The sequence below is a fragment of the Kitasatospora sp. NPDC096147 genome, assembly GCF_044763225.1.
Lineage (GTDB): Bacteria > Actinomycetota > Actinomycetes > Streptomycetales > Streptomycetaceae > Kitasatospora.
This window is the reverse complement of record NZ_JBIWFX010000017.1, coordinates 99,344-124,600: the sequence shown is the minus strand read 5'-3', so window position 1 is coordinate 124,600 and position 25,257 is coordinate 99,344. Positions and strand designations below refer to the sequence as shown.

The 25,257-nt window shown below is 73.1% G+C and carries 19 protein-coding genes; 7 read left to right on the top strand and 12 right to left on the bottom strand.

The genetic code is table 11. The features are described 5' to 3' along the window. Positions 1-52: 52 nt before the first annotated feature. Together ACIRBX_RS33935 and ACIRBX_RS33930 are read right to left on the bottom strand one after the other, a co-directional pair. On the bottom strand, positions 53-472 hold the full coding sequence (locus ACIRBX_RS33935) for a hypothetical protein (RefSeq protein WP_402303270.1): 420 nt from the start codon (positions 470-472) through the stop codon (positions 53-55). Between the two features lie 473 nt (positions 473-945). Continuing rightward, on the bottom strand, positions 946-1,224 hold the full coding sequence (locus ACIRBX_RS33930; RefSeq protein ID WP_402303309.1) for a beta/gamma crystallin domain-containing protein: 279 nt from the start codon (positions 1,222-1,224) through the stop codon (positions 946-948). Positions 1,225-2,121: 897 nt separating this feature from the next. On the opposite strand from ACIRBX_RS33930, the gene ACIRBX_RS33925 reads away from it, so the two are divergent. The 3 genes from ACIRBX_RS33925 (at position 2,122) to ACIRBX_RS33915 (ending at position 4,316) form a co-directional block, all read left to right on the top strand. After that, positions 2,122-2,685: a hypothetical protein gene (locus ACIRBX_RS33925; protein ID WP_402303268.1), complete on the top strand. Its 564-nt coding sequence runs from the start codon at positions 2,122-2,124 to the stop codon at positions 2,683-2,685. A gap of 487 nt (positions 2,686-3,172) precedes the next feature. Beyond that, positions 3,173-3,385 carry a hypothetical protein gene (locus ACIRBX_RS33920; RefSeq protein WP_402303265.1) on the top strand — a complete coding sequence of 71 codons (213 nt, stop codon included), beginning with the start codon at positions 3,173-3,175 and terminating at the stop codon, positions 3,383-3,385. 445 nt (positions 3,386-3,830) lie between these two features. Then, entirely contained in the window at positions 3,831-4,316 is a 486-nt protein-coding gene (locus tag ACIRBX_RS33915) for a hypothetical protein (protein ID WP_402303263.1), read from the top strand. Positions 4,317-4,515: 199 nt separating this feature from the next. Here ACIRBX_RS33915 and ACIRBX_RS33910 read toward each other — a convergent pair whose 3' ends face one another. Both ACIRBX_RS33910 and ACIRBX_RS33905 read right to left on the bottom strand, forming a co-directional pair. After that, a complete protein-coding gene (locus ACIRBX_RS33910; RefSeq protein ID WP_402303261.1) occupies positions 4,516-5,532 on the bottom strand; it encodes a hypothetical protein in 1,017 nt (338 codons plus the stop codon). Positions 5,533-5,983: 451 nt separating this feature from the next. Further along, positions 5,984-7,102 carry a glutamate--cysteine ligase gene (locus tag ACIRBX_RS33905; protein WP_402303259.1) on the bottom strand — a complete coding sequence of 373 codons (1,119 nt, stop codon included), beginning with the start codon at positions 7,100-7,102 and terminating at the stop codon, positions 5,984-5,986. A 500-nt stretch (positions 7,103-7,602) separates the two neighbouring features. Here ACIRBX_RS33905 and ACIRBX_RS33900 point away from each other — a divergent pair, with 500 nt between their 5' ends. Next, entirely contained in the window at positions 7,603-8,097 is a 495-nt protein-coding gene (locus tag ACIRBX_RS33900) for a hypothetical protein (protein ID WP_402303257.1), read from the top strand. A gap of 1 nt (position 8,098) precedes the next feature. Further along, positions 8,099-10,822: a M48 family metallopeptidase gene (locus tag ACIRBX_RS33895; protein WP_402303255.1), complete on the top strand. Its 2,724-nt coding sequence runs from the start codon at positions 8,099-8,101 to the stop codon at positions 10,820-10,822. A gap of 347 nt (positions 10,823-11,169) precedes the next feature. On the opposite strand, the gene ACIRBX_RS33890 is transcribed toward ACIRBX_RS33895, so the two are convergent. From ACIRBX_RS33890 to ACIRBX_RS33865, 6 genes are all read right to left on the bottom strand, one after another. After that, positions 11,170-11,631 carry a hypothetical protein gene (locus ACIRBX_RS33890; RefSeq protein WP_402303253.1) on the bottom strand — a complete coding sequence of 154 codons (462 nt, stop codon included), beginning with the start codon at positions 11,629-11,631 and terminating at the stop codon, positions 11,170-11,172. A gap of 509 nt (positions 11,632-12,140) precedes the next feature. Beyond that, positions 12,141-12,644: a DUF1877 family protein gene (locus ACIRBX_RS33885; RefSeq protein ID WP_402303250.1), complete on the bottom strand. Its 504-nt coding sequence runs from the start codon at positions 12,642-12,644 to the stop codon at positions 12,141-12,143. A gap of 508 nt (positions 12,645-13,152) precedes the next feature. Beyond that, complete coding sequence (locus ACIRBX_RS33880; protein ID WP_402303247.1) at positions 13,153-14,829, bottom strand: flavin-containing monooxygenase; 1,677 nt, start codon at positions 14,827-14,829, stop codon at positions 13,153-13,155. A gap of 1,345 nt (positions 14,830-16,174) precedes the next feature. Beyond that, positions 16,175-16,846 carry a DUF402 domain-containing protein gene (locus ACIRBX_RS33875; RefSeq protein WP_402303245.1) on the bottom strand — a complete coding sequence of 224 codons (672 nt, stop codon included), beginning with the start codon at positions 16,844-16,846 and terminating at the stop codon, positions 16,175-16,177. Between the two features lie 327 nt (positions 16,847-17,173). After that, positions 17,174-20,065, bottom strand: a complete 2,892-nt coding sequence (locus ACIRBX_RS33870) for a M48 family metalloprotease (RefSeq protein WP_402303242.1) — start codon at positions 20,063-20,065, stop codon at positions 17,174-17,176. Then, a complete protein-coding gene (locus ACIRBX_RS33865) occupies positions 20,062-20,589 on the bottom strand; it encodes a hypothetical protein (protein WP_402303240.1) in 528 nt (175 codons plus the stop codon). The genes ACIRBX_RS33870 and ACIRBX_RS33865 overlap by 4 nt, the downstream gene beginning before the upstream one ends. 1,024 nt (positions 20,590-21,613) lie before the next feature. Here ACIRBX_RS33865 and ACIRBX_RS33860 point away from each other — a divergent pair. Continuing rightward, positions 21,614-22,714 carry a FecCD family ABC transporter permease gene (locus ACIRBX_RS33860; RefSeq protein WP_402303238.1) on the top strand — a complete coding sequence of 367 codons (1,101 nt, stop codon included), beginning with the start codon at positions 21,614-21,616 and terminating at the stop codon, positions 22,712-22,714. Next, positions 22,711-23,808, top strand: coding sequence for a FecCD family ABC transporter permease (locus ACIRBX_RS33855; RefSeq protein ID WP_402303235.1), 1,098 nt, complete (start codon positions 22,711-22,713; stop codon positions 23,806-23,808). The genes ACIRBX_RS33860 and ACIRBX_RS33855 overlap by 4 nt, the downstream gene beginning before the upstream one ends. Before the next feature lie 286 nt (positions 23,809-24,094). Here the strand turns inward: ACIRBX_RS33855 and ACIRBX_RS33850 are convergent, their stop codons facing one another. Beyond that, positions 24,095-24,955 (bottom strand): siderophore-interacting protein, encoded by an 861-nt coding sequence (locus tag ACIRBX_RS33850; RefSeq protein ID WP_402303233.1) that lies wholly within the window; start codon positions 24,953-24,955, stop codon positions 24,095-24,097. A 52-nt stretch (positions 24,956-25,007) separates the two neighbouring features. After that, positions 25,008-25,220 carry an MbtH family protein gene (locus ACIRBX_RS33845; protein ID WP_402303230.1) on the bottom strand — a complete coding sequence of 71 codons (213 nt, stop codon included), beginning with the start codon at positions 25,218-25,220 and terminating at the stop codon, positions 25,008-25,010. Between the last annotated feature and the right edge of the window lie 37 nt (positions 25,221-25,257).

Below are 25,257 nucleotides of genomic sequence, written 5' to 3'. Positions count from 1 at the left end.
CGGGGCGACAACGGCCTGCACGACCGGCGGGCCCGCAGCGCGCCACCAGGGTCTAGTGACCCTCGCGGACCTCGAAGACGCCGCTGTCCCAGTACACGGACGGCTCTTCGGCATCGCTCGGCCAGTCACTCTGCAGATGGCGGCGGCCGTGTCCCAGAGCCCCCACCCGGTGCGGACTCATCCGCCCCGTCACCAGGTCGTCCGCCTCGGCGTCCGTGATCGGCAGCACAGTGCTGTACTGCGCGTCCTGCGAGGCGACCCAGTCGATGTACTCGGTGAACACGCTCACGAAGGCCTGCGAGCACAGGCCGCACCGCTGAACGGAGACGATGAAGTGCGAGTCGTCCCGAATCATCCTCTCGAGCCGCACCCCGTCGGGGCTGCGATGGTGTGCCCGCGCCACCGCAACGTCCTCGGCGCAGCACGCCAGGCACCCGAAGACCGCACGGTCACCACCGTCTTGCGAACCCATGGATCCCCACCCTCCGTAGTCCCTGAACGGCCCTCACCGTAGCGGCCCACGGTGACGACCCGGCCGAAGCCGCCCGAGCCGAGCCCACGGACGAGGCCGTAGCGGGCCCCGCCGACCCGAGGAGCTCCGCCGCCAGGCTGAGGCGCCCGCCTGCGGAGCTCCTCCCCGATGGGCAAGATCTGTCGGCGATCCTGGACCGCCGCCACCACTCCGCCGTTGGTTCGGGAGGCAGGCGGCAAGACGCAGTCGGCGTGCACCCCGCGAAGAGCTTCGTCACCCAGGTCCTCGCCGGGTACGCCTGCTCGCACACGTCGGGCGCCGCCCCGGCAATCGCAACGGCGCCCTGGGCTGCGCTCCGAACCGAACGTCCCCGGAGCCCGGCCCGGGGGGTGGAGGCTGAGCCGCCCATGGGCCGGCGGCTGGGGGACGCCGCCGGGCCGAGGGCGGCGTCCCCCTTGGGTTGTCGGGGGGGGTCAGAGGATCTCGATGTCCTTGACCTTGGGCGGGTGGTTGGGGAAGGAGATGTCGGTCCAGCGGTTGATCCGGACCGAGTCGCCGTTGGCGTCGTAGTAGATCAGGTCGTTGTTGCCGGTGATGATCCGGTCGACCCACCAGTTGCCGAAGGAGGTCCGCCCCCGGTTCGCGTAGCAGTCGACGCTCTGCCGGCCGCCGTTGTGCGAGTAGATCTTCAGGAAGTTCTCCCCGCCCCGGCACTCGACGTGGTCGATGGCGAAGGCGTTGCCGGTCGGCATGGTGAGGGTGAAGGCGGCTGCGGCGGCGAGGGCCACGGTGAAGGAACGCGCGAGTCTCTTCTTCGAGGTCACGGAGTCTCCCTGGTGGGGAGAGGTCGGCCCGGGCCGACCTCTGGCGGTAGGACGGAACGCCAAGCTACCGACCGGTGTCCGCCATTCGGCAGCAACGCTCCGAGTGCGAACCATGGCAGGTGCGTTTCACCTGAACGGGTAATCACCGTACGGCCGTTGACGGTCGCGGCCCGACCCGGGGCCGACCCCGACGAAGCCGGGTCACGAGGCTGCTTGTTCGCAGCGGCGGAGCGCGGCCACCGCCATGGGGATGTCCTCGCGGTGGTCGAAGGTGAGCTCCCGGCGGCGAAGTCGATGGGCGCGGTCGCCAACTCGGGCGGGGCGAAGGGGAGGGTGAACGAGGGTAGGCCGACCACGACCGGCACATCGGCCGGGTGCAGGACGCCGTCCTCCGTGGTGCGGAACGCGGTCACCACGGAGACGCCGCCGGTCCTTCGGCAGGCCGCGGCCCTGAGCGTCCGGTCGAGTCGGGAGTTCCGGTCAGCCGCCCGGTCGGCCCGGCGATCCAGCCGGCGCACAGCTCCCGCCGGTGCCGGCCGGCCAGCCGACTGCGGGACGGACCACCCCCGGTCCGGCGGATCCCCCGCCGGGTCCTTCGAGCGATGTGCTCCGCCAGGTCGAGCCCGGCGGCACACCCGCTCGTCGGCAGCCCGCTCCCGCCCCCGGCGTCGGCTCGTCGGGGGCGGCTCCGCCGTTCCGCTGACGGGCGGCCGTCGCCTCTGAGACGGTGTGCGCGTGAGGCAGCAGAGCCGTTCGCCCCGTTCCGGACCGGACCGGGCTGGGCGGTTCGGTGCCGTGTCCAGATCCTTGCCCGAGGGAGTTCCCATGCGTCCGCTGATACGCCTCCTGGCCATCGGCCTCTCCGTAGTCCCCGTCGCAGCATGCAGCAGCGGCTCGCCCGCCACCAGTTCGGCGCCGACGGTGAGTGCCTCTGCGGTTACCGGCACACCGCGTCCCGCCGCCGCTCCGACCCTCTCCGCGGACGAGCAGGTCAAGCTCGTCGCGTGGTTCCAGGACAGTGCTCACAAGCAGGGCATGGGCGTCCTCGACCGCGGCCTCGACCGGTTCACCCGGGGCTTCGCCCTCGACTCCGGCGGGTCCAGCGGTTTCAGCAACATCCGTTCGGCCTGCAACGACCTCGACCACGACCTCGCCATCATCAAGGACTTCGCTCCCGTCCCCGAACCGTCGATCCAGGCACTGTGGTCCTCGGCGATCACGAACCTGCGCCAGGGGGCCACGGACTGCCTCGCCGGGGCCACCGCCGGCGATCCCGCTCAGGTGGCCAAGGCCAAGAGCACCCTCGCCAAGGGGGAGACCGACTACGAGGCTGCCGTGGCCCGACTCGGCGCGTCGCTCGGCGTCACTCCTTCCCCCACACCCAGCTGACGCCGTCCCGGCGTCGTGCCGCCCCTGCCGACTGGGTGCCGCACGGTGAGAGGAGGGCTTGCCCGCAGGGTGGCCGGTACCGAGTCGGGCCGGCCACCCTGCGGGCGAACGAGCGGCACAGCGCCTTCCCGTGAGCGAGGTGCTTGCCCCACACCCCTCGTGGCACCCGACGCCCGCCGGGCCCGGGCAGCCCGCAGCGTGGTGCTGCACCCCGCTGCGGGCTCCCCACCCGGCGTGGCGGCCCTCCGGGCCGGCTCCCTCGGCCGGCACCTCCACCTCATCGGAGACTCCCCGTGCGCGACCAGCCCGCTCACATCCCTGATGTCGTCGTGGAGTTCCTGCTCCGGGAGGCGACGCTGCGCGCGCTCACGGACGGCACCGTTACGGAGTTCTCGGCGCGCTGGACCGGGGAACGCGGCGACTTCGAGAGCGCACGCCATGGTGCCCCCAACGCCGCGCCGTACCTCGTCGGGGCACTGGCCGGCTCTTGGCCGCCCGTCCGACGTACGCCGCCGACACCTTCGGGATGATCGCCCACCAGGCCCGGCACGAGTACGGGATCCCACCGGCCTTCACCGCCGGACGGCTCGCCTCGAACGTCCACTGGGGCGGCAGTCGGCGCGAGCCCCTGCCTCACGGAGTCGACATCGATGCCGTCATCCAGGCCTCCACCACCGAGGAGGCACTCCGGGAGCTGTAGCAGGAGCCCGCTCGCTCCGGGGCCCACCCGTACCTACCAGCGGCCCCGGACGGAGCAGGAGGTGCACCGTCGGTGCGCGTGGAACGGGTGGTGCGGGTGGTACGGGTGTTCGCCCAGAACGAGGCGACGGCGGAGAGCACCCGGGTGCGGCCCTCGCGGGAACCGCCGAAGGGCGACCTCCTCCGGTCGATCCGGCTGCCCACCAGGAGAGCCTGCCAAGTCGCCACGCCGACCCGGTGCCCGGGCGTTGGCTCCTACGGGAACACCGCGGAACCGACGGCACCTGACCCGACCCACCGGTCCGATGCGCCGCACAGGTGGCGGACGGCCAGCACGACGTCGGCAACCTCCGGCGGCTCCCACTGCATCGACCTGCCCCGGCCGGGCGGGTCGGCGGATCGTGCCTGTGACCTGCTGGGCGGCGACGTACATGCCGAAGGAGGGCGTGCAGTTCACCCTCGGGTGGGCCGGCGGGATGGCGGCAGTGATGCCGCGCAGCACGGTCGGGTGGGTCTGGGTCTTGCTGCCGCAGGCCTTCAGCTTGGCCATGGAAGAGCGGGCCTCGGCCTCGATGTCCCGGGGTTGTTCCACCCATCAGCCGCATCTCCCGTCCCGTCAGCAGCTTGCCGGCCTGCGGGACTTCGTCCATGGCAGGACCTACTCGGCTGCCTGGGTCGCCGTCCGGCCCGACGGCGCTCCGCCTCATGCCGAGGGGTCGCCGCTGGACGACGTGGGCAAGGTCGCGGACGCCCTGTACGAGGTCGTGAACGCTCTCGGCAGGCCAGTGCCGGACGCGGTGCACTCCGGGCAACCGAACGAGGAGGCGTGCGACTCGTGGGTTGCGCTCCTGCTGATCGCCCGGCACTGGCGGGACTCCCCTGATCTGCCGGCGAACCTGAAAGCCCTGGTCGATGGAGCGCTTCCGCTCTGACGCACCTCGCCCGGCAGGGCCCCGTCAGGCTGTCGCGTTCTTCCTCGGCCGTGTGGTCGCCGACTGGAGCCCTGCACATGGCCGGGTACGCAGTCGCCGCTGACCCCGACGCCGGGTCCGTGGTGGTGTCGTCCGGGACGAGTACCGGGACTTCCGGGCCGCACACAGGTCGAACCCGTCCGCCCCGCCACCAGATCAATCATGAGGCACGGTGACGGCGCCGCGCTGATGGCAAGGGGGGTACCGGGTAGGTGAACGGCCAGCCGTGGACGAGTTGCCGCACGGTGCTCAGCAGGCCGTGGAAGCGCGTGAACCACGGCACCTCGTCGAGGACCTTGTCCGCGTCGGCGTTGACGAAGGCGTCGACCATGGCCTGCAGGTCGTCGGGAACGGGGTGGTCGGTGAGACAGAGCCACCCGAGTGCGGCCGCGACGCGCGCGTCTGCCGGCTGGTGCGGGTCGCGCCACAGGGCGCCGAGCCAGGCGGCGACCGCGGGGTCAGGGTGGTTGTGCGCCAGTTCCGCGCAGGCCAGGACGAGCGCGGCGCGGACCGGGGGCCTCTCCTCGACGGCCAGCCGGGCACGCAGGGCGGCGGTGATGCGGTCGGCGTGGTCCAGCGCGGTCGCGAGCGTGTAGGCGGCCTGGACCCGTACCCCCGCGACCGGATCGTGCAGCAGGGGCAGCAGCAGGTCGGTATCGGCGGTGATCGCCTGGCGGGAGGCCTCGATGGTCCAGGTCATCAGGTAGCCGTCGCAGGAGAAGTAGAAGCCCGGCGGGACGGTGACCAGGAACCTGTCGCGGGTGGCCCCGCAGTCGCCGTGGCGGGCCACGCCGGCGGCCAGACCCAGGGCGCGAACACGGACCGGGACCGCCGGAACCACGCCCAGGCGCAGCAGGAACGGGACGAGCAACGCGGCGCTGGCGTTGACCTCGTAGTCCGGGAACAGATGGCTCGTCAGGTCGCCGAGGGCGCGGCCGGCGGTCTCGCGGTCGGCGGAGCAGGCCTGGACGAGCAGGTTCCTCACCCGTAGACCGCCGTGCGGGCTGTGCCCGAACAGAAAGCGTTCCCAGGGGACCTGGTCGAGCAGGAAGCCGTCCTTGACCTGCTTCGGCATCCGGGCGAGCACCGCCCGCGAGTCCAGACCGGTGCCCTCGTAAACCTCCCACCCCTCCCGGCCGATTCGCTCCAGGTCCCACACCAACTCGTCGTCCGTCATGGCCGCCCCTTCTCGAAGATCAACAGTCATGCCTACCACCCGGCGCCGACGGCGGGTCCTTGCGGCCGGGTCCGATCTGGGTTCGGCCGGTCCGGTCGCTGACTGTGATGGGTCGAGATGGGCGTCACCAGGAGTGCCGTGCGACCTGCACGTCTGTCCGGTGCTGATCGCGGTGCCCGTCACCACTCGGTCGATCTGGTTGTCACCCTTCTTCCTTGATCACGGACGTTGTCACCCGGCGGCGGAGCGAGCCGACGGGTCACAGCAGGTCTGCGCTGACCGGCTCGCTCCCGGCGGCGATGGCCTCGGCCGACATCGCCCTACCCTTGGCCGCCCCGGGCCGCGAGGTCCCCGCCAAGCGTCGCAACGATCACCCAGCCATCGGGGCCACGGACCTTCCGTGCCTCTAACTCGCCCTGACGGCCCGCGGGCGTCCCGGGCCAGCGCTCCCTCAGCCCGCCGGCGTGCCCGGACCGGGCGCCATCGCGCTCGCCAGCAGGTGCTCCGTCAGCCCCGGTCGGCCACCCTCCGCGTACCAGCGGCGCTGACGCTGCGCGCCGTTGCCCTCCCGGGTGAACGCGTGCCACAGCTCGGCCACCCGCTCGGCATCCCCGGCGGCGGCCAGGCCGGGGGCCGCGTACTCCCACAGTTCGGCCACCACCTCCTCCGCCGGACGGGCGCGGGAGGTGAGCGGCGAGACCAGCGAACCGGTCAGGCCGGTGCGAGCCGCATGCCAGGTCGCGCCGCGCAGCAGTTCCTCGGACGGGACCGGCCACGGCCGCCCGGCCCGGGCGGCGAGCAGGGCCGAGGCCGCCAGCCCACGGATCACACCGGCGAGGAGTTCGGCGTCGGCCACCGTCAACTGCACGTCCGCCGCGCGGACTTCGACCGTCGGGTAGCGGGCCGACAGCCGCGCGTGCCAGTACAGCTGGCCCCGGTCCGCGATGACGCCGGACTCCTCCAGGGCTCGCAGCCGGGCCCGGTGGTCGGCCGCGTCCGCGAAGTGCGGGGGCGGCCCGCTCACGGCCCAGCGGTCGAACTCCACCGTGCGCCAGCTGGCGAAGCGGCTGTCCGCTCCGCCCCGGTACGGGGAGTTCGCGGCCATCGCGACCAGGACCGGGAGCCAGGGCCGCAGTCGGCCGAGCACCGCGACGCGCTCCTCCTCGTCCGCGATGCCGACGTGCACGTGCATCCCGTTCAGCAGCAAGTCGTCCACCAGCAGCGGCGCCTGACGCTCCGCCCGGCGGTACCGGGCCGCGTCCGTCACCCCCACCGGGCGCTCGGCGTCGAACGGAGCCGACCCGACGGCCACCACCCGGCAACCGTGCCGGGCCGCCGCCGCACTCAGAGCGCCCCGCACCCGGGCCAGGTGCCGCTCCACCTCGGCCAGCTCCTCGCACACCGGGGTCGCGGTCTCCACCTGCGCCCGGAGCAACTCGTGCTGCGCCTCCTGCTCGCGCAGCGCGGGCGCCAAGCCGGCGGTGGCCAGCACCTCGGGGGCCAGCGGGACCGGCGCGCCGTCACGCGGGTCGACCAGCAGGTACTCCTCTTCGACTCCCAGACTCAGCATGCCGCCCGGCTACCCGATTGCGATCACTTCACACGGCCGCGCCCCGGCACGACGGTGCGGATCGGCGCGGGGCCCGGCCCTCGGAAGGTGCTGGGTGAACGGGTGACCACTCGTTCCTGAGCTCGTCGGCGAGGCGGCGGGCCGCTTCACTCGCGAGCGAGCGGTGGGGCCCGACCTCGTCGCCGGGGAGGCGGTCCAGGCCGGCCCTGCGGGCTCCACCCGCAGAACCCTCGTCGAGCCGCCCCGGTGCGCGGTGCATCCGAGTGATGGCCGAGCCCACGGCTGGCTCCGGGGCATCGTCGTCGATCGCGTCGCCACCTGTGCCCCGGAGCCGGGCCCGGGCTCGGAGCAGCGGGATCGACCCCATTCCTCGAAAGTCCGGTGAGTCCTTTGCGAACCAAGTACATTGACGGCCAGTCACGTCAGGTCGGCCGAGGGGGACACGGCAACCGTCCGGCGGCCGGCCGCTGCGAGCTGTGGTGTCACACGTGGGGGGTACGGTGCGGAATGCGGAGGACGAGCGGGTCGTGGCGGCGCTGGGCCGCGCCGGGGTGCAGGGTCTCGCCCCGGGAGAGATGCCGCTGTTCACCCAGTTGAGCGAGGCGTACTTCGCCCGTGGGGTCAGGCTCGAACGCTCCGACCGGGATGCGCTGTTGGGGTTCGGCCTCGACGCCGCGGTGGTGCTGCTGACACCGGTGGTGCTGGAAGCGTGCCGTCAGCTGTGGGGCGCGCTCAGCGCGAGGGCGGCGGAGCGGGCGGTGGAAGGGGCCGGAGGTCTGCTGAGCCGGATCCGGTTGCGCCTCGGCAGGGCCGGTGCGCCACCGGACGGGGCTGCCCGGGTGGAGTTCAGTGCCGAGGAGCTGGCCCTGCTGCGCACCGAGGTCACCAGGTGCGCAGCCGACCTGGCCCTGACGGAGGCTCAGCAGCGCCTGCTGGCCGACGCGATCGTCGGAGCACTGGCCGTGCCCTCCCCGGCCCTGCCCGCCGGGGAGTGACGTGGGATCGGCGGGCGCCCGGCCGAGCGGGCGGGCCGTCACCTCGGTCCTGTTCGCGCTGCTCTCGCTCGAGGTGGCGCTGTCGACCCTGATCGTCGCCCGGGGAGCCTTCGCGATCTCTCCCGGCGGCCGGAACTGGATCGGCCTGTGGAACCGGTGCCTGACCGCCCATCCGCTCGGCGGGGTGCCGACCGGCATCACCGACCTGCCGTCCTTCGCCGACTGGAGCTCGTCCTCGAGCGCGCAGCTCGCCGCGGTCGAGGCGTGCGCGGCCCCCGCTCAGCACGACCAACTGCGCTGGCTCGTCGGCGGTCTGGTCCTCGTCCTGGTCGTCGCGGCGCTCCTGTACGCGGCGCATCCGCCGGTCCTCGCCCGCCGCTACCGCCTGCGCGGTTTCGACCCCTCGGACGCCGCACTGCTGCTGGCCGAGCTGGAGCGGCTGCGCCGGACGGCCGGCGCCGGACGCGTGAGATTCCTCAGCCGCCCCTTCGATCCGGTGCCGTCGGCCTTCGTGGCCGGTCTGCCGGGCCGGCGCACGGTCGTCCTCAGCGCCGGGCTCGTGGTGCGTCACCACACCGACCCGGCCGCCTTCCGGGCCACCGTCCTGCACGAGCTCGCGCACCTGCGCAACCGGGATGTCGACCAGACCTACGCGGCTCTGACGCTCACGGGGGCGTTCGCCCTGGTCGTGGGCGGGGCCGGGCTCTGGTTCGCGACCGCCGGCGGTGCCCCGCCCGGGCTGGTGGCGGGGTTCGTCCTGCGGGTCATCGGTCTGCTGATGGTGAGCGTGGTCCTGTTGGCGGCGCTGGTCCGATCCCGGGAGTTCCAGGCCGACGCCCGGGTCGGTCCCGGGACCGCGGAAGGGGACGCGCTGACCCGGATCCTCTCGGGCATGCCCACCCCGCCGCGCCGAGCACGGCCACGGCTGCACCCGGCTCCCGGCGCTCGGCTGGCGGCCCTGTACGGCTCCGTGCCGTTGTTCGGACAGAACTTCTCAGGAGGTCTCGGCATCGGCCTGGTCGCCATGGTCGGGCTGACCGGGCTGAGCCGGGCGGCATGGCTGCTGGTGTCGGACCCGGCCCGGGCCGCCTGGACGGCTGCGGCCATCGCCGTACCGGTGGCGGCGGCCGTGGTGGGTGGCCAGTGGCGACCGGGCCCGCAGGCCCTGGCCGGGAGCGAACGGGCCGGGAGCAAACGGGTCTGGCCGTTCGCCTTGGGCCTCTCGGTCGGTCTGGCGCTCGGTCCGCTGCTCTCCCTGGAGACGGCCTTCGGACGGATCGACGCACTGGGCCTGCTGGTCTGGAACGCCACCTGGGTACCGCTCGTCGTCGTGCTCGCCACTCCGGTGACCTGCTGGGTGGTCCGAAGCGCGGCCACCGCGGCCCGGGCCGTCGGTGCGGCCCCGGCCGGGTCCGCACGGACCGCGCGGGCCACCCTGCTGACGGTGGTGCTCGTGCTCGCCACGGCCGCCTACACGATCGTGCTGCGCCTGGTCGACCAGGCGTTCCTGACGCTCGCTCCGCTGTCCGGGCAGGGCCCGGGTGCCGCGCTGTCCACCCTGGCGCAGCCGTTCGCACTGCCCGGTCTGGCACACGCCTCCGCTGCCGTGCCCGCAGTGCTCGGCTGTGCGGTGGTGTCGGCCGCCGTGGTCGCGGGCATCGCGATCAGGCGCCGACTGCGGGACCGGCCGCCCTGGACGGGCGCGTCGATGGCGGCGATCAGGGCGGGTTCGCGCGCGGGGCTGATCGGGGGTGCGGCCCTGGCGGTGCTGATCCTGCTCTCCGCCTGGCAGGCGCACCAACTGCCCTTGCTGGAGCGGTGGAGCCACCAGTTCGTCATCCGCTTCCAGCTCTGGCTGATCCTGGCCGCCGATGTGATCGCCCTGCTGACCGGCTTGGTCGCGGCCGGCCGGGAGCCGCGTACGGGGCTGCTGCGCGGAGGGACGGCAGCCCTCGTGTGCGCCACCGTAGGGGCGTTCGCGATGGTCGTGCAGCCACTCCTCGGTCACTGTGCGGACGCCTTCGCGCTGCGACCGTCCAGCCGGGGGTGCCTGACCGCACCTACCGGGGACGGCGTCGTGCTGATGGTCAACCTGCTCCCCGGAGTGACCGGCGTGCTGTGCGTCCTGCTGCTGCCGCCCTGGCTCGGCCTGCGGAGCCGGCTGGCGGGGCGGCTTCCGCAGCGTCTTCGGGTCCGGCGGTGGGCAGTCGGCAGTCGCGGGTTCGCCCTGGCGGCGATACTGCCGCTGCTCGCCGGCCTGTACCTGGCCGGCCACCTGGTGACCCGGCAGAGCCGCGCCGCGCCAGCCCTGGCCGGGGCCTCGGTCGGGGACCACGGCTGGGTCGGGTCGACCGGCTACCGGTTCCGCCTGGCACCCGGCTGGTTCGATGTCAGCTCCCAACCGGACGACACCGGAGCGCAGCTGCGGATCCGTCCGGAGGATTTCGTGCTGCGCGCCCAGGTCACGATCACCCGGATCACGGAGTTCCCGATCGACTCCGCCAGGACGACCCTCCTCGCGCAGGGCGGCCACGAGACCCTCGTCGGCGGACACCGGGCCCTCGTCCTCGAAGGCCAGCCACCGGGAGAGGACCCCTCACGCTTCGTCCTGGTGGAGGACGGCGGCGAGCAACTGCTCATCCGCCTGTCGGCCCAGCCGCAGACCTGGTCGGACCGGGTGCGGGAGCTGGACACCATGCTGGCCGGCTGGCAGTGGACGGGGTGAGCACGGGATCGCGGTGGGAACGTCGCCCCCGGCGATGCGAGTCCCCGCACGCGCAGCGGGCGGACGTGGGGCGGCCCGGCCCCGGGCGTCGAACCCGTACGACCCCGACTGACGCGGGTGACCTGCGGGCCGTCACCCCGTTGACCGGCGGTGACCAGCGGCTGCGCACGGCCCACGTGGCCGGGCCCACGCGCGGCTGCTCGGCCCGGCGCCCCCGGGGGCAGGTGCTGCGGCCGGCAGCACGTCGATCCGCGGCGCCCGTGCCACCGGCACGTCCCCCTCGCCGGCCTGCGCCACACTCTCCGGCCCGGCACCCACGCGGACGCCGCAGCCGTCCGCTCCGGACGTCAGCAGGGCACCACCACACTGGTGCTGATCGGGGCGGTGTACCAGCCGTCCGCGGAGACGGAGAAGCTCGCGGTGACGGTCGAGCCGCACGGGACGGCGCCGCCGACGCCTGCGACCTGGAGCGTGGTGGCGCGGAACGACAGGAACTGCTGCACGGTGCCGAGCGACTCGCCGCCCTCGACGGCGGCGGTCAGGGTCGCGTCGACCAGCTTCGTCGGCAGCGGCGGGCTGCCGGGGCTTCGCGGTCCGGCCAGGCCGACCCGGCCGGTGAACTGGATGCCGTCCTCGGTGACCGTGTGGCACAGCTTCGTCCAGAGGCCGGACTGCAGGCCGGACGCGTCGCAGACCTCCACGGCGGTGACGGTGGCGACGGTACCGGCGGCGACGGCCGGGGTGGCGGCGGCGAGTGCAAGTGCGAAAGCACCCGTAGCGGCGGCCGTCGTCAGCATCGTGCGAGTCATGAGGTGCCTTCTCCTGTGTGCAGAGGCTCTGGTCCGTCCAGAAGCACTGTTATGTGATATTGTACTATCTCTCTGTAGTCAAGTCGTCGCCCATCTGAATGGAACGGGTCCGGTTGGCGTGGACTCGGTACGTGGAATCGGAACGTTCCGATCGCGCGCGAGCCGTGAAGATCCCTTCCCGCAGCATCCCGGCATGGGCAAGGCCCGTCGTTCCAGGACCGCCGCCAGGTGAGGTGCCCGGGCGATCCTCCGCGGTCGTTTCGCCCGCCGGACCGAGGTCGGTGAAGACCGCCTCACGGAACGAGACGTACCACTCGGCGGCATGACACGGTGCAGCGGCCGGCATTGGTTCCTGGAGGCCGGGCGGCCGACCCCCGTCCCGGCCGGCGCGCGGCAGCTTCGGCGCCGTACCGGGGCTGCCAAGAGCTCTCAACCCGACAGCACCCGGGTGCGGCAAGGGGCGCGACAGACCTCGCGAGAGGGGCGGCAGAGCCTGGCCCGGGGAGCGGTCAGGTCGTCTGGACCTTGACGACCGCGTCCCCTGCCTCGGCAGCAGCGGCGTAGAACTCCCTGACCGCGGCCAGATCCGCCACGAGCTCAGCTGCCCACTCGGAGTCCCAGGAACCGGGGATCCCCCGCTCGGCAGCTTCCTCCGCCAGATCGGCATCGAGCCGCCCGACCAGTTCGTCGAACGCGATGCCCTGGAGGAAGGCGGCGACTTGGCGTACCTCCTGCGGGTCGACCGTCCAGATCCCGAACTCACCGTCATAGGGCACGTGCGCGGTGCCCGCGTACACCGCGAGCTGGGCATGCCGGAGCACGGGCGGCTCCGCTTCCATCAGCACCGAATGCATCAGGGCGGGGTGGCGTTCCACGCCCAGGATCGAGCCGGCCGCGAGCAGCCGACCGAACTCGGCGTCGAACCAGTGCGGCACCAGCGCACGGATCCGGTCCGGGTCGAGCCCGTCCGTCGCACCCGCCTCCACCCGCCGCCAGAAGAAGTCCACGCTCACCGCTGCCTCCACGTCCACACGTCGATCCGGCGCTCGACAGCCGGCCGGGCCAGAGGCTAACCGGTCACCCCGACAGGCCTCCGTCCCAGCTCACAGCGCCCGCCGCGCACGCGGCCGTCCGACCCGGCCGACCGTCCCACGCCCCGGTCCGCGGCCGGGTCGAGGCGGCGTGCTGCACCCCCAGCCCCCACGGGTCGGACGAGGTGGAGACCCGGGCGGCCGGCCACTCCCGCCGGGTGGGCAACGGCAGCACCACCAAACCCCGCTTCTTGTCTCTGCGGGTCTTCTCGCGGTGAGGGCGTTCCGTCCGGCTCGGGCCGACCCTCTCGGTCAGCTCCGGCGGGGAGCCTCCCTCCCGCCGATCGGGCCGTGGCGGGTCCAGCACGGGCGCAGCTTCGCGTTGGCCGCGCGGGCCTGGGCTTCCACCGGCAGCGACCGCCCCGGCGGCCTGCCACGCCTACCGGACCGTGTGACCCCGTGCCCCCGGCGCCCCCGCCCGATCGGCGGATCAGGCCGACGGCCGCGAGAGGGTGAAGCCGGTGTAGCCGTTGCGCGCCGAGGCGTCACATGCTTCGCGGTAGCGGTCGGCGCCGCCGACGTAGGCGAGGAAGACCCGTGGCTTGCCCGGCACGTTCGCGCCCAGGTACCAGGAGTCGGCGGCCGGATAGAGGGTCCCGGCGGCGAGCTCCGCGACGTGGGCCGTCCAGGCCGCCTCGGCCTCGGGCGTGGCGTCGATCTCCGTGACGCCGCTGCTGAGCAGCTGGGCGATGCAGTCGGTGATCCACTCCACGTGCTGCTCGATGGAGACGACCATGTTGGTGAGCACCGACGGGCTCAGCGGCCCGGTGACGGTGAACAGGTTGGGGAATCCTGCCGAGACCAGGCCCAGCTGGTTCACCGGCCCGTCCGCCCACTTCTCGCGGAGGGTGACGCCGCCCTTGCCCACGATGTCCGGGGCGAGCAGCGAGCCGGTGACGGAGTCGAACCCGGTGGCGTGGACGATCACGTCGACGAGGTGTTCCCGGCCGTCTGCGGTCCGGAGCCCCTTCGGGGTGATCTCCTCGATCGGGGTCTCGCGCAGGTCGACCAGCGTCACGTGGGACTTGTTGTACGTGGCGTAGTAGCCGGTGTCGAGGCAGGGACGCTTGGTGCCGAAGGGGAAGCCGCGCGGCGAGAGCCGTTCGGCGGTGGCCGGGTCAGCGACGATCCCGGCGATCTTGGACCGGATGAACGCGGCGACCGTCTCGTTGGCCTCCGCGTTCACCAGGATGTCGGTGTACGAGCGGAGTATCGCGCTCAGCAGCCCCTCCTGCCAGGCCGCCTCGTAGGCGGCGGTCCGCTCCTCCTCGCTCACCTCCAGCGCGGAGCGGGTCGGCATCTCGCAGACGCTGCCGCCCTTCGACCGCCGCTGGGCCGCCCGGAACTCCGGGTAGCCCGCCTTCCACTCGGCGACCTCGGCGGCGGTGAGCGGGCGGTTGTGGGCCGGGAGCGCGTACGCCGGTGTCCGCTGGAAGACCGTCAGCTCGGCGGCCTGCTCGGCGATGAGCGGTATGGCCTGGACGCCGGAGGAACCGGTACCGATCACCGCGACCCTGCGGCCGGTGAAGTCGGTCTTCTCGTGCGGCCAGCGGGCAGTGTGCAGCACAGGGCCGGCGAAGGTGTCGGCCCCGGGGAACTCCGGTTCCTTCACCGTGGAGGAGCAGCCCGACGCCATCACGAGGAACCGGCTGGTGACGCTCTCGCCGGTGTCGGTGGCGAGCAGCCAGTAATGCCGCTCCTCGTCGTACACCGCCCGGATGACCCGGGTGTTCAGCGTGATGTCCCGGCGCAGGTCGAACCGGTCGGCGACATGGTGGAGGTAGCGCAGGATCTCCGGCTGCGTCGCGTACTTCTCGCTCCACACCCACTCCTGGTCCAGCTGGGGGGAGAAGGAGAACGAGTACGACATGCTCTCGATGTCACAGCGGGCGCCGGGATAGCTGTTCCAGTACCAGGTCCCGCCGACATCGGCACCCGCCTCGAACACACGCGTACGCAGACCGAGTCCGCGCAACCGGTGGAGCTGGTAGAGGCCGGCGAGACCCGCCCCGACGACAACGGCGTCGAGCGAGGGCGCGTCCGTCGCTGACACGTCGACCGGCCGGGCGGTGGACTGCGGGGTGGTGGGCTGCTCGGCGGCGTTCATGGGAGAGGTCCTCCTGGGTCGCGGTGTGCAGGGGAGTCGCGTCGGCCCGGTGCGGAGCACACCGGCCCGGCCGACCCGGCCGGGATGACGCGCCGCCCGGGTGTGCTTCTCGCGAAACGGAATCCTTGTCCACCGGGAGTCACTTGGGAAGACCGCCTCCACGGGCTCGGTGGGCTTGTTCCTCCCGAACAGCTTCCGCTCCTTCACCACGGGCACCGGCAGCCACAACGGGCCGAGACCCTCCTCCTGGCATACCGCCGCACGGTCCGGACACCCCCCACCCCCACCCCCGCCTCGATGCACTCGGAGCCGAACCGCCCGCCGAGCGGCCCCTTGCACGTCCAGCACGGCAGGCGCCGCGCCTGCGCGGCCCGGCCGGCGGCCCAGGCCTCCTGCTCCTCCCGCGTGGCCTGGGCGGCCTCGCGCTTCTGGTGGCAGGAGTGGCAGGTCCCGCCCTCGCGGGACGACAGGCACCCGCCCTTCTCGCGAATGGAGACCTGCGCCCGCTCCGGGACCGCGCCGCAGTCCACATACGCCGGCAGCATCATCGCCTCCCGGTGTCGGCTTCCTTCTCGGCCCGGCGCTCGGCCCGGCGCAGCTCGTAGGCGGCGCCGGGCCTTCGAGTTGTCGAGAGCGTCGGTCAGGGAGCGCAGGCCGGCCCGGCCGGGGCGCCACCACAACTCGCCCACCAGCCCGAGTCCGCCGACTCGTGTCAGCAGCGGGTCTCGATCCGCAATCCTCCCCCGTGGTCACCCGGCGGATGGGCCCGCTCGCCAGCAGGTCGTGCGGCCCGCCGGGGGCGCCCCGGTCCGCCGCGTCGAGCCGGGCCAGTTGAGCGTCCGTCAGCTCGACCGCCAGGCACCCAGGTTGTCCTCCGACTGAGCGGGACCCGGCCTCCGCATCGTCCAGGCCAGCGCCACCTGGACCGGCTGTGCGCGCAATGACCGGGCCCGACCCACGGTTGGTGACAAGAAGCCTGACCCGTAGGGGCAAGAAGCACAGCCGACCAACCCTCACCGAGGCCGCCGCAGACGGGTGACGACCACTACGCCTCGCGCGCTGCTGGTGACGAGGCAGCGCGCCGAACCGTTGACAATCGCCCTGCTTCCCCCGCATGGCGTCGCAGTTCGGCAGGCGCTCCCGGTGAGGACCGTCGTGCCTCGGCCCAGTGGGGGGCCGCAGTCGGATCGGGCGGACGCCGGCACGTCGGCGCCAGGCACCGTGTCGACAGGTGGCCGTGCACGGGAAGGGCTGCTGTCCCAGGCGCTGGAGACGACGCAGTGGGCCCGGAGGCCCTGCATACACCGGCTGACCGGCGGCACGGACAAGACGGTGGGCGAGGCGGTCACCGGCCGGTGGCCGGGTGGTCGGCGTCATCGGGCAGGACTGGCAGCGGCCACGCGGGATCGGGAGACCATGCGGGCCAGCCACCGGCGAAGGGACCGGCGCGGTCGTCGAGCATGGCGACCACCCGGTCCTTCGCCTGCTCGACCTGGCGGTGGAGGTAGTCGTCGATCACCCCGAGGCGGCGCAGCTGGGCGTACTCCTCGCGGTCCTTCCAGTGGTGGCCCGACAGGTCGGGGGTAACGACCAGGTCCAGGCACAGGTCCAGGGTGTCGATCCCGGCCGGACGGCGGGTGTAGGGCTTCTCGAAGTTCACGTACCAGCGCAGCGGGTCACCGGTGGCGGCGTCCTGGAAGCAGTGGATCGAGAACCACTCCCCGGCCAGGAAGTGGGAGAGGAGCGCGGTGCCGGTCCAGCGGTGGCGGCCGAGCGTCCAGGTGCCGGCCGCGAGGTCGGCCAGCATCCCCTCACGCGCGGCCTGGTCGCCGGTTGTGGTGGAGTCGATCCAGGTCCTCGGGGCGAGGCTCTCGATCCCCGGCCAGTAGGCCAGGGTGAGCACGTGGCCGGTGTCCGCGACCACCCGTTGCGGCATCGCGGTCCACACCCGCCCGGCGTGGACGTCGCGGCGCACCACCGTGGTACCGGGCTGGAAGGGCAGGTCGGTATCGGTCACCGCAGGAGCCTTCCCGGCCGAGGCGGCGGGAAGTCCGCTCGAAGGTGTGACAGCGTGCCAGGCCCGGGCCGACTCCAGCCCCTGTCAGCAGGCTCAGCCCCCGGTCGCCCGGCCGAGCGTGGCCCGTGCGCCGTTCAGAACGCGGACCCGGATCGTGGCGCCTGCCGCCTCACCCACCCCAGGCGCACGGCCGCCAGCGATCAGTACGTACACCGATGAGCGTGTCCTCCGCCGGCACCCGCACCGCCTGGAAGGCTCCGCAGTCGAGCGCGGGCCGGGCTCGAGAGCGCAGCAGCACCAACGGGAGGCCGGGCGCCTCAGCTCGGCTCACCCGGTCCGATAGCCCGCTTCGGCGAGGATCCTGACGACCGCCGAGTCTGCACTGGCTGCGTCGCTTCCCGCGATGTCCAAGTCGTAGGTGGCGAGGATGAGGGCGAGGTATGCGTTGGTGTCGAAGGGCCGCTGGTCGACGGCAGCCAGGCATGTGCGGCCCCCTTCACGTGCACCGGTTCCGAACTTGTGCCAGTCCGCTTGGGCATCGGTGTCGGGGACACGGAAGTAGTAACCGTCCTCCCACGCACCAATCGCCGCGATGTCGACGCAGAGTGCCCGGATACGGCTCAGCGAGAGGTCGCGTTCCGCGGACGTGCCGTTCATCGGGACCTTCAGGACTCGCAGTTGGTCGGCGTACCGGATGGCGTTCGCCAGAAGGTACTGGCCGCCGTGGTCGTACCAGGCACGGACCTGTCTGGCTCGCGTCTCCGCAGAGACCGGTGGCTGTTGGACCAGCAGCCTCTGCACCTGACGCTGCGCCGTCGCGTAGTCGGGGCGAGAAGTCTGGTAGCCGGACAGGACCACAGGTTCACCTACTGCCAGCACGAGCACCATCGACGCGGATGTGGCTACGGCCGACCAGCGCGCGATCGGCCGCGCGGAGGACAGCTTGACGGGGTTCGCCTCGGTTCTGCGGTGAATCCTGCCTGCCACCTGCTGAAGGAACGCGGCCACGACGGCGGCCGAGCAGGCGACGAGCAGAACGGCGTTGACGAAGCCGAACACTTCGAACTTGGGGAAGACCCGCCACGCGGGGTGCCAGCCGCACGTGCTGCCACGAGAGCTCAACGGTGCGAGGCAGCCGTCGAAGGAGACGAGCAGACCCGAACCGACCAGGCCGACCGCAGCGGTGGTCTGCGCTGCGATGAGGGGTGCGAGGGGATGTCGGGCGCCGATCGCTGCCAGCGCCGCGAGAGCTGTCGGCCCGACCACGGCTGGGAACAACCCGCTCTCCACACGCACTGCCCAGTTGCCGCTGGCGCCCGCCTGCCACCCCTGCCCGGCGTGGAAGTAGGCCAGCACACCTGCGGCTGCGAACCAGCTGACCACACCGGCCACGAGGCCGGGCATCAAGGCCCGGCGCAGCGTCGGCGGGGCCTCGGAGCCGACGAGCCGGCCCGTGCCGGCGGGCCTCGCTCGCGCCGCCCAGCGGGGAGGGTTGGCGGGCCGTCCGAGCGCGAGGGCCAGCGTGGGAACCATCCAGGCGGCAGCGGCTGCCGCAGCGAACATCGGCCAGGTCATCGAGGTAGCCACCAAGGGGAGCACCGTGGCAAGGACGAAGACAGTGGCTGACCCCGCCTTCGGACCACCCGGGTACAGCTGTTCGATCAGATGGCGCCGATCGGGTGCGATCGTGCGGAAGTACTCCTCATAGGCGCCCTGCGGTGTCAGCCAGGCGAACCAGACCGCCGCCACGACGAAGGCGCCGACCAGACACAGGAGCAGGGCGGGCCGGAGTGACCGTCCACGCCACACGCCGACCCACAGGCGGGCACACAGGGTGAACCACACGGTGAACACGACGGCGGAAGCCGCGACCGTCGCCAGTCCGACGAAGCTGCCGCCCAACCACTGCGCGGACCCGGCGCCCCTACCGCCGACGAGGGATCCCGCAGCGAGCCCCACCCCCAGCCACCCGCCGGTACGCATCCCGATCGGAGGCCGAGCTCCCGTCAGTGCCGCGTAGGCCACCGATCGCCACAGCGCAGTTCCGAGCACACCGCAGACCAGCAGGGCAGGAAGCAGCGCCGCACCTTGGTAGACCCAGGGGATGAGTGGGCGGTACGCGCTCAGGGCGCCTATGAGGTTGACGTGGATGAGAACCGCGCTCACTCCCGTGAGCAGGGCCGGCGCTGCGTGCTGAGCGAAGACGGGCGCCGGGTCGGTGAGGGCCGAACGGCGGACCTGTGACTCAGGGTGGGTGCTCCACAGTGCCTTCACCGGGGCAAAAGTCCGACGGAGACGTCCGGCAACCGGCTGCTGGGCCGTGATGACGGCGCGGTGGAGGTCTGCGCCTGCGCGGATCGCCGTGAGGTCAGCGTGGATCTCCCGCACCCGCAGCACATCAGACCGTGCCAGGCCGACGAGTCCGGCCAGGACGAGGGGCAGCAGCAACGTCCGGACGTCCAGCGGCGACAGCTCCAGCCAGGCCGTCGCTCCGAAACCACTGATCTCGTAGCCGGTCCACACCAGGTACGGCAGCAGGACGAGCACGCCGAAGGTCCGCCACAGAGCCACGGTGGCGTAGGTGATGGTGATGTCCCGGTTGGAGATGTGGGCGAACTCGTGCAGCAGCACGGTGCGAAGGTGCGCGGGATCGCTGCTCCGACGGGCGATCAGGCCGCCGTGCAGGACGAGGACCGGTCGGCGGGTGCGGCCGAAGATCGCTGCCCCGGCCGTCGGTGCGGCCCGGTCGACGACGACACGCGGGACACGGACCAGTCCGGACACTGCCGCAGCCTCGTCGACCAGCCGGAGGAGGGCACCGTCGGAGTCGACGGTCTGCAGGCCCACCAGGCGCCGGCGGCGGATCTTCCATGCCGGCAGGAGCAGGAAGAGCAACGCGGCCACGGCCGCGAGCAGGCATGGGGCGACGGCAGCCTGCCACCAGGGCGGGACTGGCACGTACCGGTCCATGCAGGCCCAGAAGGGGAGCCACTGGCCGGACAGGCGGACGGATTCCGCGGACGTGCCGGCCCGCTCCGGGGCCCCGCCGGCCGCAAGGACGCAGCCGACTCCGTCAGCAGCGTGCAGAAGCCACAGGACGCTCAGAGCCATCGCCCCGGTGGTGACCAGCATGAGCACGAGCAGTACGGCGAAGCGCGCGCCGGTCCCGGCTCCGACCACCCTCTCGTCGACCGACGGCTGCGAGACCGCAGCACTCACTGTGGGGCACCAGCGGTCGGGTCCTCCCCCTCCGGCGGGTCCGAGGGGGGCGGATCCGCTGCAGCCAGCACCAGCGCCGCGACAACGGCGTCCGCGAGTTCCCGCGCGTCTTCGGCGGCGGACCCCCGCCGGACGGCCTCGGCAAGGACACGCTGGTGGACCTCCGCCAGCTGGTCCCGGCCCAGCGGCGGCAGGACGGCCGGCGGGGACGGACGGCGCAGGACCCGCCTGAGCCAACGGCTCGACCGTCGGGCAGCACCGGCTGCCGCCGCACCAGCGAGAGTCGACGCCATCTGGTTCAGCACCAGCCACACCACGGGCGTGACCAGGGCGGCAGCCTCGGCCAGACCGAACCCCAGTGGATCCTGCTTGTCACGCCCTGACAGCCGCCGCACAGCAGCGACGTCGTCGAGGACGCACAACCCCTCCACCAGGACGACCTCATCCGGAGCCACGCGTGCAGCGACGTCCCGGACGACGTCCCGGACGAGACGCTCACCTGACAACGCACCCGTCGAATCCATCCCCCACCCCCATGACGGACTGTCAAAGACAGGCACTCACCATGGCATGGCACGGGTCGTTGCACCATCCCGCCTGCCGGTCAGGTCCGGCGCCACCGGGCACTGGTGCGCTCCGCCTCCACGACGGCCCGCTCGCACTCGGCGGCCTCCGCGCCTGCCGGTCGGCCGCGCACCGTGAGTCGCCGAGCTCTCAGGCTGCCCCGGCCCTGCCCCACGCCCTCCCACCTGCGGCCGGTGACCGCCGCCCTCGCCCAGTTGCCTCCTGACGGACGATGGCGGGCGGCGCAGTCGAACCGGATGTGCCTGGCGCCTCTCCAGGCCCCGCGCAGGCGCCCTCCTGGCGCGCCGTCAGTGTTCGGGGGGAGCGTCAGTCCGGAGGAGCCGGCGATGTGATCGGCGACCTGCGGGATCGTGAGGTGTTTCCGGCGGCGCGGCGGCGGATCCGGGTGCGGGCCCCTCACCGAGCAAGCCCTCCTCGGAGTCCTCGCTCACCTCATCGTCCGCAGCCGTGCCGTGGTTCTCGACCCGACGCATCGGCAGGCGGGGCGGCAGCCTGTGCTGCCGGGTCGCGTAGAGACCGAGACGGGCACCGTCGACCTGACGGACGATCAAGTGGCCTTGGTGGAGCCGCTGCTCCTCCCGACTCGGGTGGGTACGAAGGACGGTCGGCGAGCGGAGCCGGCCCTGGTCCGCCACCGGGCCGACGTGCACACCGTGACCCGCGGCGCCGCGCCGTGACACACCGTCGGACCAGCCCCGGTGGCGCCGACCCACCCGGACAACGGCACCCCGCCGAACTCCCGCCCGGCGCCCGGCCTCCCACTGCCGAGGGCTCCACCCGCCGCAGCCCCCGCCCCGACGGACCGTCAGCCGCCGTACGCCGCCGCGCGTTCCGGCTTGCACCGCGACCGTGCCCCCACCGGCGGAGTCGGCCATGACCACCCTTCTACTTAAGATAGCCTTACCTAACTTGATGGCGGGTCGGCGGCACGCTCCACGACCCCCTAGCGCCGGGGGGCGACCAGTGGCACCCGTTGAACCCGCCGACCGGACCGTGCCCACGGCCGGCCCCCACCCCGACCCCGCCGCTCCCGCGCCGCCCTCCCGCCCGGGGCCGGGGCACCGGCGCGGCCACGTCCTGCGGGCGGGCGGTCTCGTGGTGGCGGTCCTGGTCCTGCTGCTCACCACGGCGGTCAGCATCGCGGTGGGCACCAAGTCCATCCCCCTCGCCGTCGTGCTGGACGGCCTGTTCGCGCCCGACGGGTCGGAGAACGCCGTCATCGTCCAGGACTACCGCCTGACCCGCACCCTGCTCGGCCTCGCCGTCGGCGTCGGCCTGGGCCTGGCCGGGGCCCTGATGCAGGCGCTCACCCGCAACCCGCTGGCCGACCCCGGCCTGCTCGGCGTCACCTCCGGCGCCTCCGCCGCCGTGGTGCTGTCGATGTGGGTGTTCGGCGTGACCGGCCTCAGCGGGTACGTCTGGTTCGCCTTCCTCGGGGCCGCCGTCACCTCGCTCGCGGTGTACGCCCTCGGGACCTCGGGGCGCGGTGCCGCCTCGCCCGTCCGGCTGGTGCTGGCGGGCACGGCGGTCAACGCCTCGCTGATCGCCGGGATCTCCGCGCTCACCTTCCTGGACCGCGACTCCTTCCAGGAGCTGCGGATCTGGTCGATCGGCAGCCTGGCCGGCCGGGACCACGCCGTCCTGGTCCAGGTGCTGCCGTTCCTCGGCGCCGGCGCCCTGCTCGCCCTGGCCCTGGCCGGGCCGCTCAACGCGCTGGCGCTCGGCGACGAGCTGGGCAGTGCGCTGGGCGCCCGGGTGGTGCGGACCAGGGTGCTCGGCGCGGTGGCGATCACCCTGCTCTGCGGGGCGGCCACCGCCGCCGTCGGGCCGATCGGCTTCCTCGGCCTGATCGTGCCGCACGCCGTCCGCCTGGTCACCGGGCCGGACCAGCGTTGGCAACTCCCGTACTGCCTGGTGCTCTCCCCCACCCTGCTGCTCGCCTCGGACGTCCTGGGCCGGGTGCTGGTCCGGCCGGACGAGCTCGCGGTCGGCATCATGACCGCCGCCCTGGGAGCACCCGTTCTGATCGCCCTGGTCCGCCGCAGGAAGGTTCCGCAGCTGTGACAGTCACCGCCCCGACGGCCGAGGGGCCGACCGCCCCGGCCGCACCCGCGCCCGTGCTGATCCCCGGGATCCGGGTGCGCGTCGGCAGCTCGGTCCGCCTCCGGATCGCCCCCCGGAGCGCCTGGACCGGCCTCGGGCTGCTGGCCGCCCTGATCGCCGTCGCCGTCACCACCCTGGGCACCGGCGACTTTCAGGTCTCCCCCGCCGACGTGGTCCGGGCCCTCGCCGGACAGGGCACCCAGGCGACCGACTACGTGGTCAACACCCTGCGCCTGCCCCGCCTGCTGGTCGGCATCGTGGTCGGCGCGGCGCTCGGCCTCAGCGGCGCGGTCTTCCAGAGCCTGGCCCGCAACCCGCTCGGCAGCCCCGACCTGATCGGCTTCGAGACCGGCGCCGCGACCGGCGCGCTGCTCCAGATCCTGGTCTTCGGCGGCGGCGCCTTCGCGGTGGCGGCCGGCGCGGTCGGCGGCGGGTTCGCCACCGCGCTGGTGGTCTACCTGCTGGCCTACCGGCGCGGGGTCCACGGCTACCGGCTGATCGTGGTGGGCATCGCGGCCGGCGCGCTGCTCTCCTCGGTCAACGCCTACCTGATGACCGAGGCGTCCATCGACGAGGCGCACGCCGCCTCGGTCTGGCTCACCGGCTCGCTCAACGGCCGGGGTTGGACCCAACTGGGCCCGGCCGCGCTCGCCGTCGGCCTGCTGCTGCCGGTGGTCCTGGTGCTCGGCCGCCACCTGCGCATCATGGAGACCGGTGACGCCGCCGCCAAGGCCCTCGGCGTCCCGGTGGAACGCTCGCGGCTGGTCCTGGTGGTGGTCGCCGTGCTGCTCTCGGCCGTGGCCACCGCCACCGCCGGCCCGATCGGCTTCGTCGCCCTGGCCGCACCGCAGTTGGCCCGTCGCCTGGCCCGCGCCCCGGGGGTGACACTGCTGCCGTCCGCCCTGATGGGCGCGGTCCTGCTCTGCCTCGCCGACCTGGCGGCGCAGCGGGTACTGGCCCCGGTCCAACTCCCGGTCGGCATCATGACCGCCGCCATCGGCGGCGTCTACCTGGTCTGGCTGCTCACCCACGAATGGCGGGCCGGCCGCCGCTGAGGCGAGTCCGACGATCCGTCAGGTGGCCGGAGCAGGGCGGTCGGTCGCCCGCTCGCCGCGCTGCTGGGGCCCCGGCCGGGGCTCTCGCCACCTCGGCGAGACCGACGGCCTCGTCCGCCTTCTAGAGGATCCCGTCGAGGTCGGCGGTCACTGCCATCGGGTGGGTCCCGTCGGGAGGTGTCTCCCCCGGCCGATCGGCCGGAGCGCGGACCCGCACCCCGGCGCGACACCGCCCCACCTCCCCCGGACACGGCCGGGGAAGGTGGGGCGGCGGGCTGTCGGGGCGTCAGGCCTTCTCGGGCTGCGGGCCGTCCTCGTCGTCGTCCTCGTCCGGCTCGTGGTGGTCGAGGTTGACGGTGCCGCGCTTCCAGTAGCCGTCCACGTCGGTGTACTCGCGGTCCAGGCCGAGGCCGCGCAGGTAGCGGCGGATCGGGCGCAGCTCGCCCGCCTCGCCGGTGATCCAGACGTACGGCTGGCCGGGCGGGAACTCCAGGGCCTTGATCGCCTCGAAGAGCAACTCGCCTTCGCCGTGGGCGAGTCCGTTGCGGTAGAGCCAGGTGATCTCGGCATCGGCCTTGGTCGCCAGGTCCTCCACCTCGCCGGCGTCGTCGACCTGGACGAACGCCTTGGCGACGGCGCCCTCGGGCAGCGACTCCAGCCAGCGGGCCAGGCCGGGCAGGCCGGTCTCGTCACTGGCGAAGAGGTACCAGTCGAAGTCCCTGGGCACGAGCACCGAGCCGCGCGGACCGGCCAGGCCGAGCAGGTCACCGGGCTGCGCGTTGGCGGCCCAGGCGGTGGCGACACCGTTGCCGTGCAGCACGAAGTCGAGGTCCAGCTCGTTCGCCTCGCGGTCGAAGCGGCGGGTGGTGTAGTCGCGGGTGATCGGGAAGGGCGGCTCGGTCGGCATCACGATGCCGTCGCCGTCCGGGTCCACGCCGGGCAGCACCGGGATCCGCTCCCCCGGCACCGGGAAGAACGCCTTCACGTGGTCGGCGGGGCCCTGGTCGATGAAGCCGGCCAGCTCGGGCCCGCCCAGGGTGACCCGGACCATCCGGGGCGTGGGCCTGGTCACCCGGAGCACCTCCAGGGTGCGGAGGGTGATGTCGTGGTAGACGATCTCGATCGGCTCGGTGTGGATGACGGCCATCGGTGTTCTCTCCAACTCTCTTGCGCAGAAGGGTGTTCGGCAGGTCGCGGGGTCAGACGCCCGGCGCGGCGGCGATCAGGCTCTTGGGCCGCAGGTCGGTCCACTCCCGCTCGATCAGCTCCAGGCAGCCGGCCCGCGGGGTGTCGCCGAGCCGGACCTCCCAGCCGCCGGGCACGTCGAGCCAGGCGGGCCAGAGGGAGTACTGGCCCTCGTCGTTGACCAGGACGTGGTAGTTCTGGGTCTCGTCCTCGAAGGGGTTGCTCACGGTCGTTCGCCTCTCGTCGGTGTCGTCGGTGGTGTCA